The organism is Xylocopilactobacillus apis (assembly GCF_033095965.1).
GTDB lineage: Bacteria > Bacillota > Bacilli > Lactobacillales > Lactobacillaceae > Xylocopilactobacillus > Xylocopilactobacillus apis.
This window is the reverse complement of the sequence record NZ_AP026801.1, coordinates 251,002-264,134: the sequence shown is the minus strand read 5'-3', so window position 1 is coordinate 264,134 and position 13,133 is coordinate 251,002. Positions and strand designations below refer to the sequence as shown.

At 34.7% G+C, this 13,133-nt stretch carries 9 protein-coding genes; 8 read left to right on the top strand and 1 reads right to left on the bottom strand.

What is annotated here, in order from left to right; all coding sequences use genetic code 11:
* Positions 1–5 precede the first annotated feature (5 nt).
* Complete coding sequence (gene helD / locus R8749_RS01130) at positions 6–2,324, bottom strand: RNA polymerase recycling motor HelD (RefSeq protein WP_317697172.1); 2,319 nt, start codon at positions 2,322–2,324, stop codon at positions 6–8.
* A 97-nt stretch (positions 2,325–2,421) separates the two neighbouring features.
* Between helD and yaaA the strand changes: the two genes are divergently transcribed.
* The 8 genes from yaaA (at position 2,422) to R8749_RS01090 (ending at position 13,088) form a co-directional block, all read left to right on the top strand.
* Entirely contained in the window at positions 2,422–2,748 is a 327-nt protein-coding gene (gene yaaA / locus R8749_RS01125) for a S4 domain-containing protein YaaA (RefSeq protein WP_425613236.1), read from the top strand.
* Positions 2,726–3,868, top strand: a complete 1,143-nt coding sequence (recF, locus tag R8749_RS01120; protein ID WP_317697169.1) for a DNA replication/repair protein RecF — start codon at positions 2,726–2,728, stop codon at positions 3,866–3,868. The genes yaaA and recF overlap by 23 nt, the downstream gene beginning before the upstream one ends.
* The gene (gene gyrB, locus R8749_RS01115; RefSeq protein WP_317697167.1) at positions 3,861–5,807 is read left to right on the top strand and encodes a DNA topoisomerase (ATP-hydrolyzing) subunit B; all 1,947 of its coding nucleotides are present in this window, start codon (positions 3,861–3,863) and stop codon (positions 5,805–5,807) included. The genes recF and gyrB overlap by 8 nt, the downstream gene beginning before the upstream one ends.
* 16 nt (positions 5,808–5,823) lie before the next feature.
* The gene (gene gyrA, locus R8749_RS01110) at positions 5,824–8,295 is read left to right on the top strand and encodes a DNA gyrase subunit A (RefSeq protein ID WP_317697166.1); all 2,472 of its coding nucleotides are present in this window, start codon (positions 5,824–5,826) and stop codon (positions 8,293–8,295) included.
* A 113-nt stretch (positions 8,296–8,408) separates the two neighbouring features.
* Positions 8,409–10,349 carry a cation:proton antiporter gene (locus tag R8749_RS01105; RefSeq protein WP_317697164.1) on the top strand — a complete coding sequence of 647 codons (1,941 nt, stop codon included), beginning with the start codon at positions 8,409–8,411 and terminating at the stop codon, positions 10,347–10,349.
* 66 nt (positions 10,350–10,415) lie between these two features.
* Positions 10,416–11,213 carry an HAD-IIB family hydrolase gene (locus R8749_RS01100; protein ID WP_317697163.1) on the top strand — a complete coding sequence of 266 codons (798 nt, stop codon included), beginning with the start codon at positions 10,416–10,418 and terminating at the stop codon, positions 11,211–11,213.
* A 3-nt stretch (positions 11,214–11,216) separates the two neighbouring features.
* Positions 11,217–12,155, top strand: coding sequence for a LacI family DNA-binding transcriptional regulator (locus R8749_RS01095; protein ID WP_317697161.1), 939 nt, complete (start codon positions 11,217–11,219; stop codon positions 12,153–12,155).
* Positions 12,156–12,170: 15 nt separating this feature from the next.
* The gene (locus tag R8749_RS01090; RefSeq protein WP_317697160.1) at positions 12,171–13,088 is read left to right on the top strand and encodes an alanine racemase C-terminal domain-containing protein; all 918 of its coding nucleotides are present in this window, start codon (positions 12,171–12,173) and stop codon (positions 13,086–13,088) included.
* The last annotated feature ends 45 nt before the right edge of the window (positions 13,089–13,133 follow it).

Here is a 13,133-nt window from a genome sequence, read left to right as displayed (position 1 = left end):
ACTCCCTAGATTTTCTGCAATTGATATAGATCGCCTGAAACTTTATCAAGCAACGGCGAAACTTCGCCAATTGCGATAATATTAAGCTCGTGCATTGCCCTAGAACAAACTGTATATAGTAAATTTCGTTCATATTCTTCATTAAAAGTGTTCTTGCTAACATCATAAGCGATTACTGAATCAAATTCCAATCCCTTTGCCAGATAAGATGGAATAACCATTACCTCTTCTGCTAGATGCTGGCGTGATGAACGAATCAACAGATTCTCAACGCCTGCCCGCTGCAAAGATTTCGATAGTTTTTCTGCTTCTAAATCTGTTTTGGTAATTACCGCAGTTGTATACTTCTGACCTGTATCTTTGTTTAACAATGCTACTAATTTATCAACTGCCTTTTTTTCGTTCGCTGCCAAAAACAGTTGCGGTAACGCACCTTCTCGCTCAAACGCTTTAATTTTATCACTCTCAGGTAAGATTTCTTTTGTAAAATTAGTAATTTGTTTGGTGGATCGATATGATGTCGGAAGATAGACAACTTTTGCCTTCTTATCAGCAAAAATTTTCTTCACTTCGTCAATCAAAAATTTACCCTCACCAAAAGAGAAAATTTCTTGATTAATGTCCCCTAACAAAGTAAATCGAGCTTTCGGAAAATTATTTTGCAGATAACGAATTTGATACGGCGTATAATCTTGAATCTCATCTACAAAAACATAGCGAATGTCTCGTTCACCATGACGTCCAAGCAAAAGATCGAACAACTGAATAAAAGGCAGTGCCTCGTTAATCGTCATTTTCTTTTCTTTTAAAAGTTTCCCAACTTCCTGTAGATATTCTTTCCATTCATCCGGGCTCAAATGAAACTTCTCTAATAAAGCTAAATCTTTTTTCACACTTAATAAGAAGTCTTTATATTGCGCCATTATATTTAAAAAGTAATTATGGATAATTTTTCGTTCGATCTTTTTAACTTCTCGATCGATAATTTTCGACGCATAAAAATTGTATTCATCTTTGGAACTCGCAAATTCTTTGCCCCGCGGATTTTCACGCCGAATATCTTCTTCACTCATATTTTCAATCAAGTTACTAACCCAATTGGCCCGTTTTTGACGACCTAAACTTGATTTTACAATATTTAAAACTTGTTTTTTGGTCTCAGACAAGCGGTTAATTAATTTGTAATTTGAATTGAATTGATAAAAGATCTCCGCAATTTTGTCAGCGGAAACTAATTCTTTTCCTTGAAAAATAATTGGTCGAATTTTAAGACCTGAACGATTAAGTTTTTCAGCATAGGTCTCAATTGCGTTAAAGAAATCATCTGAGCCTAACAAGTGAACAATTTTTCGACTTACTGAATTAAATTTTCCTTCCCAGCTGTCAAGGACATTCACAATTTCAAATCCTGGAATCCGACGGCTGACAAAAGTTTCCAGCGTGAACTGAACCATATTACTTTCGCCCATCTCAGGTAAAACATTTCCAATATAATCATTGAAAAGTTGATTAGGTGAAAACATGACAATTTCAGTAGAATTTAAGTTCCCGCGATATCGATATAGTAAATAAGCCATCCGCTGCATTACCGCAGAAGTCTTACCCGAACCTGCCGCTCCTTGAACAAAAAGCAAATCTGAAGTTGTGTCACGAATAATTGCATTTTGTTCACGCTGAATTGTAGTAACAATTGTTTTCATCTGCGAACTGGATTTTTCTTGTAAAGCCTCCAGCAGCATCTGATCGCCAATTGTTTCATCATTAGTATCAAAATATGAAGTCAGTTCTCCATTATCAATTAAAAACTGACGTTTGAGCTTTAAATCAACGACCTGTGTACCATCCGGCGTATCATAGCTAACAGATCCTAATCTTCCATCATAATAAATTGAAGATATCGGAGCCCGCCAATCATAAATTAAATATTTATTTTTGGTATCAACAAAAGATGCCATGCCGATATAAATTTTCTCAACACCCATCTTTTCAGTCTCTTCAAAATCAATTCGCCCAAAATATGGTTTGCCTTTTAACTTATGTAAAGTTAAAAGTTCATGAGCAGAGCGCTGATAAGCGCTATTTTTTTCCATTAAAATCTGCTGCTGTTGATGGATAGACGCTGCTGTTTCCAGTTGTTCAGAATAATCAGACATGTTGACTGAAAAGTCATCGAAAAAGTTTTTGACCGCATTTTTCCCTTCACGGTGAGCTTGTTCTTCTTTTTCTTTAAAGATTTTAACTTTCTTGTCAATTTCAGAAATGACAAAGGCTAAGTATTTTTTTTCTTCTATTAAAGTTTGATTCATACAATCTCCTTTAATCATATAAAAAGCGTCCTAATATTTTAGCACATGCACTAAATTAATGATAATTTTGAATTTTAGATAAAAAAGCACTATTTTTGAATTTAATTGCTTGACTATGATATTTATAGACTTGTCTAAATATTTTGATTTTAGCTATAAATTTTACAATTTAAATCAAATAAGTGGTAAAATAGAAAAGTATAGACTGGAGGTGGAGAGCGTAGAAAACGTAAAACTAAAGTCCGAATACATGAAACTTCAGGATTTACTAAAAATTGTTGGAATTATTTCAACTGGCGGTCAAGCCAAAGGCTTCTTAGATGAATACGAAGTTTTAGTCAATAACGAGCGAGAAACTCGGCGCGGACGTAAATTACGCGGTGGTGATATTGTGACTTTCGGTGATAATAATTTTAAAATTGTCGATAAAGATGAAGCTTGAAGAATTAAAATTAGATCACTTTCGAAATTATGAGTCTCTTTCAATTGAAAACCTTTCTAACGTCAATATTTTACTTGGTGATAACGCCCAAGGAAAAACAAATTTCCTAGAGGCAATTTACTTATTATCTCTTGGCAAAAGTTTTCGAACTACTCATGACAGCGAATTAATTCAAAGCGGATCCAATGAGGCATTAGTTGAAGGAACTTTTACCAGAAGTACCAAATCTAAAATCAAGCTTGGACTAAAAATAAAAAAGCACGGTAAAATTGCTTATTTAAATCAATTAGAGCAAGCACGAATGAGTGATTTTATTGGTCAGATTAACACTGTCATTTTCTCGCCAGAAGACCTTAATATTGTTAAGGGTACTCCTGCATATAGGCGTCATTATCTTGATTTAGAACTTTCAAGCATTAGTCCAAAGTATCTTAATGAGCTGAGAATTTATCAGCGAACTTTGAAACAAAAAAATCAATATTTAAAGATGATGCGTGAAGGACGTTCTAGTGATGAGGTTTACCTAGACGTTTTGAACAATGATTTAGCTAAATCTGGCGGATACATTGCGTGGGCTCGTAATAAAAATATTGGTGAACTTGAAGAATCTGCAAGTGATATACATTTTCGCTTAACGCAAGAAAAAGAACAGCTAAAGATCATTTACCTTAGCGAGGTCCGCAGTGAAAGTCTCGATTCACCAGAAGATGCAGCAGATGCGCTTTTAACAATATTTAAAGGCCATCGTGAACGAGAGTTAAGACAAGGCGTTACAGTGGCTGGAATCCAACATGATGATCTAAGTTTCATGATTAATGGTACTAATGTTGCCAGCTTTGGCTCCCAAGGTCAAAAACGATCCGTTTCAATTTCACTTAAACTTTCTGAAATTGAAATCATTAAGAAAATTCGTCATGAAGCTCCAATTTTACTTCTCGATGATATTTTTTCAGAGCTGGATCAAAGTCGTCAGACTTTTCTTATTAAATCATTTGAAAAAGAGGTTCAAATTTTTATTACAACCACTTCAATCAATGATATTGACACCTCCATCATTGAGCCGCCCCTAATTATTGCGGTCAACGATGGTGAAATTTCTACTAGGGGGATAAATGGATAATCTAACAGAAAAAGAAAAAAAAGCACGCGAATATAATAGTGACGAGATTGAAATCCTCGAAGGACTTGAACCAGTTCGTAAACGTCCGGGAATGTACATTGGTTCAACAAGTTCTCAAGGGCTTCACCACCTCGTTTGGGAAATTATTGATAACGGAATCGATGAAGCACTTGCTGGTTTTGCAACTAAAATTGACATTACCGTCGAAAAAGACGGTTCAGTCACAGTAATTGATGACGGACGTGGAATTCCAGTTGATACCATGGATAAAAACGGTAAGTCTGCCCTCGAAACAGTTTTTACTGTCTTACATGCCGGCGGTAAATTTGGTAACGGCGGCTATAAAGTGTCCGGTGGTCTTCATGGGGTTGGTGCATCCGTAGTTAATGCCCTTTCTACAAACCTTGACGTTACTGTTGTCAGAGAAGGCAAAAAGTATTACATGGACTTTGACCATGGTCATGTTAAATCAAAAATCAAAGTTATTGGTGATGCTCCAGAACATGAACACGGCACCAGAGTTCACTTTACACCTGATCCGAAAATTTTTACCGAGACTACTGAATTCGATGACAAAATTTTAAACACGAGAATTCGAGAACTAGCATTCTTAAACAAAGGCTTGACTTTAGCTTTTACTGACCAACGAATTGCGAATGCCAAGCCTACTGTTTACAAATATGACGGTGGAATTAAAAGCTACGTCGAATTTCTAGACAAAGGTAAAACTCCAATTTTTCAGGACCCAATCTATGTTGAAGGTGAACAAGATGGAATCACTGTTGAAGTAGCAATGCAATACACTACTGATTATCACAACAGCCTTTTAACATTTGCTAATAACATTCATACCTATGAAGGCGGAACTCACGAGCAAGGGTTTAAAACTGCCCTCACTCGTGTTATTAACGACTATGCCCGTAAGAACAAAACGTTAAAAGAAGATGACGATAATCTTTCTGGTGACGATGTTCGTGAAGGATTGACGGCTGTAGTCTCAGTTAAACATCCTGATCCGCAGTTTGAAGGTCAGACTAAGACTAAACTTGGAAATTCAGAAACTCGTTCAATTGTTGATAAAACTTTCTCCTCTAGTTTTAACCGCTTCTTATTAGAAAATCCTGATGAAGCTAAGATGATTGTCGAAAAAGGAATGCTTGCAGCCAAAGCTCGTCAAGCTGCCAAGAAAGCTAGAGAAGCAACACGGAAAAAGACTGGTCTTGAAATTACCAGTCTTCCTGGTAAATTGGCTGACAACTCTAGTAAAGACCCCGAGATATCTGAATTATTTATCGTCGAGGGGGATTCGGCTGGTGGTTCTGCTAAAACTGGTCGAAGTCGTCTAACCCAAGCAATTCTTCCAATTCGTGGAAAAATTTTAAACGTTGAAAAAGCATCATTTGAAAAGATTTTAGCTAATGATGAAATTAGAACCATTTTTACAGCAATGGGGACGGGTTTTGGTAAAGATTTTGATCTCTCAAAAGCAAGGTATCATAAGCTTATTATCATGGCCGATGCCGACGTCGACGGAGCTCATATTAGAACTCTTTTACTTACATTGATCTATCGTTTTATGCGACCCGTTCTTGAAGCAGGATATGTCTATCTTGCTCAGCCGCCGCTGTATCAAGTAAGACAAGGTAAATATCGCCGTTATATTGATAGCGATGAAGAACTGCAAGAAGTTTTGACTCAATTATCCCCTTCTCCAAAACCGGCAGTTCAGCGTTACAAAGGTTTGGGGGAAATGGACGCAACTCAGCTTTGGGATACAACAATGGACCCTGAGCGACGTCGTCTTCTAAGAATGAATTTAAATGATGGACAGGAAGCATCAGATACTTTCGATATGCTGATGGGTGATAAAGTTCAGCCTCGTCGTGAATTTATCGAAGAAAATGCAGTTTATGTCGATCAAAAAATGATTGATGCCTAAGGGAGGTTAATTTAATTTGGACGAACAAGATAATCGTCGGATTGAGAATGCTGATGTAACAACAACGATTAAAACTTCATTCTTGGAATACGCCATGAGCGTTATCGTTGCACGTGCTTTGCCTGACGCAAGAGACGGAATGAAACCAGTGCAGAGGCGAATTCTCTTTGGAATGAATGAACAAGGGATGTTCCCCGATCGACCGTACAAGAAATCAGCTAGAATTACTGGGGATGTCATGGGTAAGTATCATCCTCACGGAGATACTGCAATTTACGAATCCATGGTTCGAATGGCTCAGGACTTTAGTTACCGCTATCCTCTTGTTGATGGTCACGGAAACTTTGGATCGATTGACGGTGATCCACCGGCCGCAATGCGTTATACCGAAGCACGTCTTAGTAAGATTTCAATGGAAATGCTCAGAGATATCAACAAAGATACTGTTGACTTTGTGCCTAACTATGATGAATCAGAAAAAGAACCTTCAGTATTACCTTCAAGAATCCCAAATCTTCTTTTAAATGGAGCGACCGGAATCGCAGTCGGAATGACTACTAATATTCCGCCTCATAATTTAAGTGAATTGATCGCAGGAATTCATCATTTAATGGATAATCCTGATGTCACTGTAACTGAATTAATGGAAGATATTAAAGGACCCGACTTTCCAACAGGTGCCCTTGTTATTGGACGCAGCGGAATTCGCCATGCTTATGAAACTGGTAAAGGATCAATTGTTTTACGAGCAAAAACTGAAGTTGAAACTTCTAAAACAGGCCGTGAAACAATTATTGTCAAAGAAATTCCTTACATGGTTAATAAAGCCCGTTTAGTTGAACGAATTGGTCAATTAGTTCATGAAAAGAAGATTGACGGAATTACCGAACTGCGTGATGAATCTGATCGTGAAGGAATGAGAATTGTTATTGGGATTCGCAGTGATACTACTGCCTCAATTATCCTAAATAACCTTTATAAGCTAACTCCACTTCAAGTAAATTATTCCTACAACATGGTCGCAATTGTTAATGGAGCTCCTAAACTTCTTAATTTAAAAGACCTTTTGAATAATTATCTTAACTTCCAAGAAACAGTTATTCGAAGAAGAACAGCTTTTGATCTCAAAAAAGCTCAAGCAAGAATTCATATTTTAGAAGGCTTGAGAGTTGCGCTGGATCACATTGATGAAATTGTTAGTTTAATTAGAAGTGCTGAAACACCTGCGGTTGCTAAAGAAGGCTTGATTACTAAGTTCCAGCTTGATGATATTCAAGCTCAGGCAATTTTAGATATGCGTTTAGTCCGTTTAACAGGTCTAGAACGCGATAAAATTGAAGATGAATATGCAAAATTGGAAAAAGATATTGCTGATTATCAGGATATCTTAGCAAACCCTTCACGGGTTAACGAAATCATCTACAATGAACTTTTAGAAATTCAAACCAAATTTGGTGATGAACGTCAAACTGAAATTGTTAAAGATGAAATCACTAATTTTGAAGATGAAGATTTAATTGAACAGGAAGATATTATTGTCGGTCTTACTCATAATGGTTATATTAAGCGTTTAGACCCAAGTGATTTCCGGCAGCAAAATCGTGGTGGTCGTGGAGTTCAGGGAATGGGACTGCACAATGACGATTTCGTTGAACAGTTAATTTATACTAATACCCATGAACAAATTCTTTTCTTCACAAACAGAGGAAAGGTTTATTCAGCCAAAGGTTACCAAATTCCTAGTTTTGGCCGCAATGCAAAAGGCTTGCCAATTATTAACCTTATCAACATTGAAAAAGATGAACGGGTTAATACGATGATGAAGGTCAACTCGAATAACGAAAATGAATTTTTATTGTTCGTTACTAAACATGGTACTGTCAAACGCACAAGCTCAACTGAATTTTCTAATATTAGAAATTCTGGCTTAAGAGCTCTTACCATTCATGAAGGTGATGAATTGGTTAATGTAATGTTGACAACTGGTGAATCAAAGATCTTTATTGGAACTCATTTAGGTTACTGTGTTGCCTTCTCTGAAGAAGACGTGAGAGCAGCTGGTAGAATTGCTTCTGGAGTTCGCGGAATTAGACTGCGTGATCAAGATTACGTTGTAGGAAGTGCGATAATTCCTGATGAAGGTGAAATTCTAGTTATTTCAGAAAACGGCTATGGTAAGAAAACTTCTTCCAAAGAATACACAATTAAAAATCGTGGCGGTAAAGGAATGCGAACCATCAGAGTCACTGAAAAGAATGGCCCATTAGCTGGTGTCACAACGGTTAAAGGTGATGAAGATATTTTAATCGTCAGCAACAAAGGTGTTGTGATTAGATTTGACGTTCAAGATGTTTCTAAGTCTGGCCGTGCAACACTTGGTGTTCGTTTAATTAGATTAGATCAGGATGCGAAAGTTGCTACTGTTTCTAAAGCAATTAAAATTGAAGATCAAGATGAAGAAGAAACCCCAAAAGATTCTGATAATTAGATTTTTGTAAAACCAACCTCATAAAACAACAGGTTGGTTTTTTTGTTTTAAACTTTATTCCAATTTTAAAACCATGTTATCCTTATATTAGTTGTTTTTAGATCGGAGACTTCGTGGAATTAATTATTAGCATTCTTTTAATGTTAGCTGCAACAGTTGGAGCTAACATTATATATTCTTTTTTTCCTAAAATTCCTCTAGCTTTCTATCAAATTGGAATGGGGTTTATAGTCTCTTGGCTCCCCCAATTTGATCAATTTCAATTAAAGCCAGAGGTCTTTTTCCTAGCCATTATTGCTCCATTAATGTTTAATGAAGGTCAAAACACTTCAAATTTTAGTTTAAAAAATCATTTGAAAACGATTCTTTCGCTAGCTGTTTTTCTCACAGTTGTTACAATTCTCGTGGTTGGTGTTTTTCTTCATCAAATTTGGCCCGCACTACCACTTGCTTTAGCATTTTGTTTGGGCGCTATTGTTACCCCTACCGATGCAGTTGCCGTTTCATCGATCACAGAAAATTTTCATATTCCAAAAACAATGTTAGAAACTTTAGAAAATGAATCTCTATTTAATGATGCCGCTGGTATTGTCGCCTTAGATCTAGCAATCAATGCATTCAATACTGGAAAATTCTCCCTAATTGAAGGAATTAGTAATTTCCTTGTTGTATTTTTTGGGGGAATTATTGTTGGTTTATTAACAGGAATATTACTAGTAATCATACAATTGTTTTTTCAGCAGCATTTTTTTAATTCAACAACCACTATTTTATCTATTAACCTTTTAGCACCTTTTTCTATTTATTTAATTGCCGAAGAGTTTAACTTTTCTGGAATTTTGGCAGTTGTTGCCGCCGGAATCATTCACGGAATTTATAAAAAAAGACTACGACTGACTTCTACCGAAAACCAAGTTGCCTTGTCAACAATGTGGGAAATCATTTCTCAATTATTAAATGGATTTGTATTCGTCTTATTAGGGGTCACTTTACCACGTAATATGATTGAATTATCTAACTCAAATAGTTGGAATTCTGAAGCCCTACTCTTTCTGGCTTTATCAATCTATTGTTTAATGATCATTTTACGTTTTTTATGGAATCATTATGGCTTAGTTAAAAAAACTAAACGGAAAACCAAAAAGCAGTTAAGAAATAGTTGGATAATGGCTTTAAGCGGCATTCATGGAACTATTACTTTAGCAATGGCTTTTTCATTACCTTTAATATTTAAAAAAGATCTGTTCCCTTTTCGGACAAATTTAATTTTTTTAGCCGAAGCAATCATTGTGATAAGTTTAATCACTCCTACTATTGTTCTACCGCATCTTTTACCGCAAAAAAAACGTTTCTTTACGATTCGCCAATTTAATAAGCTTTTAACTAATATGATTGATTATGCAATTCAACAATTAAAAGAAGAAAAAGAAGTTGATTATTTAACAATGGGTCAAGTCATTGCCACTTTACATACTCAACGCGGCAGAAATAGTTATGGCGACTCTAAAAGAATTTCTCAATTGTTCCAAAAAACACTTAATCTTGAAATAAAAACTGTCAATAGTTGTTCAAATAAAGGATTAATTAACAGTGAAAACGCTAAATATTATAATTTTAAACTAATGCTTAACTCTCGAAAAATGATTTTAAACCCGTGGAGTCGAATAAAAATAGATTGGAAAATTTTAAAAAATATTTTCCTTAATTCAAAAATTTACTTAGAAGTAAAAAATCACCAAACATCATACTTGGAAGATTTTAAAGTTATGGAAAAAATTGGATTTCGAGCAATTATCAATTATTTAAAAAAGAGTCGAGGGGATCGTCAAAAAGATATTCATATTCTACATCATTACTACGAAATTAGACATCAACGAATTAATCAACCGCAAAAGAATTCAAATATTAGAGAACTCTTAATTTCAGCATTTCAATATGAATATTTATATTTACAACAAGCTGCAAAAAACAAGGAAAACCCTCGTGAACTGATTCAAGCCCTTAGTGAAAAAATTTCAACAGATCAATTTGTTTATATCACTTCTGATAATTAACATTTCAATTTTAGTCTTGTTATGAGAAGCGTTCCACAAACTAGACTAAGAGTGGAGGGTTAGAAAATGATTAAAAAAATTTTCTTAGATTTAGATGAAACATTATTGAACAGTAAAGGAGAATTACCACTTACTAAAATCAAAACTATTAATAAATGCTCAGTCCCAATAACTCTTGTTTCAGCTCGGTCTCCAAAAGAAATGGAAAAGATTATCGATATCTTAAATTTAAACGGTCCTCAAATTGCTTTTAACGGGGGACTAATTTTCGAAAGAAAAAATTCAATAAACCATATTTTATTTAAACAAGAAATTTCAAAAAAATCAGTTTTACTAATTACCAACTTTATCCTTAATAATTTTCCTGATATTAGTTTAAATTATTATGACGATAACAAGTGCTATACTTTTAACCAAAAGCGAAAAGTTCAAATTTCTCAACCGATAACTAGTATCAAGCCAAGAATAATCAAACATTTTGAAATTAACCAAAAAAATATTTATAAAATTATTTTAAAATCATCTAATTCACACTTGTTATGGCGGCTATATCGAAAATTAGCTTATCTATGTTTATTTGATGTAAGCATTAAACAATCTGGTAAGATGGATTTAGAAATTACACCGTCTAATGCACGAAAAGATCATGCTTTTAAGTTTGCTGCTAAAGGGCTTGAAAAGTCTGAAATAGCTGCATGTGTGAATAGTTATAAAAATTTACCGATGTTAAAATATGTTGGGTTACCAATTGTAATGAATGATGCTGATTCGAAAATAAAATCTGTCGCTAAATATATTACTAAAAGTAACGATGAAAATAGAGTTGCTTATGGTATCAAACATTTCATCGAAGAAACAAGGTAAGAAATGACCAACATTAGAGATATTGCTAAACTTTCAGGATATTCAGTATCAACTGTCTCCCGCTATTTAAGTCACCATGGCTATGTTTCAAAAGAAGCACAAGAGGTAATTAGTTCAGTCATTCGTAAAACTGACTATATGCCAAATGAGATTGCCAGAGAATTAAGTAATGGCAAAAATCTGACGATTGGCGTTGTAGTACCTCATATTAGGCATCCCTATTTTAATTATCTTATTTCTGGCATTACAAAATCTGCCTTTAATGCCCAATACAAAGTTTTAATGCTCCCTTCAAACTATAACGTTACAATTGAAAGAAGATATCTAGAACTGCTGCATCAAAAAGCATTTGATGCCATTATTTTCACTTCTCATAAACTTCCTTTAACTGAATTACAAAAATATCAAAAATACGGTCCTGTAATCTGTTGTGAGAATCCTCAACAAGTACCAATTGCTGCTGCTTATTCTTTAAGAACCGAAACTTTCGTTAAGGCCTTCGAACAAATAAAAAAAAATAATTTCAAAAAAATTATTCTGATTTTGAGTCGAAATATTGCACAAAGTGCCACTGCTCAAACAACTATAGCTGCCTACGAGAAAGTTTTTAAAAAATTACCGGTCAAAGAACAAATCATCTCTAACACATTTAGTTTTCAACATGGATATGAAATAGCAAAAAAGATCTCATTAGAAAAAAAACAAACTGAATTTTTATTTTGTAATAACGATGATGTTGCTGCAGGTATTTATCAATATTACAATGAGCAAAAGTTAACGCTGCCCGGTATTATGGGGCAAGAAAATCAGCCAATTGGAAAAATCCTTAATATTTCCACTATCGACCATCATCTTGAGACAGTGGGAGAATTGGCTGGAAAACTAGCAATTTCTGGTAAAATACAACAAATTCCGGTCGAATCTACTTTAATTTGGCGATAAAAAAGGATTTCAATTATGGATACAATAAAACAAAACGTTTGGATTGAAATATCAAAAAATGCAATCACTAATAATTTGCAAAATCTTAGGGTTCAAAAACCAATTGTTAATGTACAGTCTAATGCTCTTGGTTTTGGAATAAACGTGTTTACTAGAGGACTGCTGGCTGCTAACGTTTACGGATTTGCTGTTGGTAATCTTCAAGAAGCTCTAGAACTAAGAAAATGGGGTACTAACAAACTGATTATAATTTTAAATTATTTTGAGCAAAATGAAGAAAAACTGATCCAGGATAATTTTATAATTGCTCCTATCAACTCTTTTTATGATCTTGAAAAAATCACCACATCTAAACCTCGATCCCCTCTAGCCGTTGCTTTAATAAGCAATTTGTTTACCGAATGGAAAGATGATAACATCGAAAAAGCAATCCAGTTTTGCCAGAAAAATTCTGATAAAGTTGATCTTTGGGGAACTGTAACGACCTCACGTAATTCAAAAATTGGGGGAAGCTATCACGAGATCAAAGGTGATCATCATGGATTAATCATCGGAAGAGATATTTATGGATTTGATCAATCATCAGATACAAAACCCGTATTTACACTTAAAACCAGAATTATTGCTTTCGATCAAGATCAAATGTTGGCCGTTGTTCCGATCGGATATGGTCTTGGCTTTTCTTCTAATTTTAGCGGCTTTTCGGTAATAGTTAATGGAAAAAGAAATGCCAAGGTTCAAAAAGTTTCAATTGATACGACTTTTATCCTACTTCATGAATTGGTTCCCGTGGGAACAATTGTAACTATTATCGGAAACAGTCAAAATGAAAGTATTACATTGTCTGAAGCTGCATCTTACATTAATCTAACCCCTTTGGAACTATCTACCCAACTAAGCCCCTTAATTAAACGTATATTGGTTGATAATTAATTTTTTCGTCTTTTATAAATGTGATTTTTAACTTAGTTATTAGTA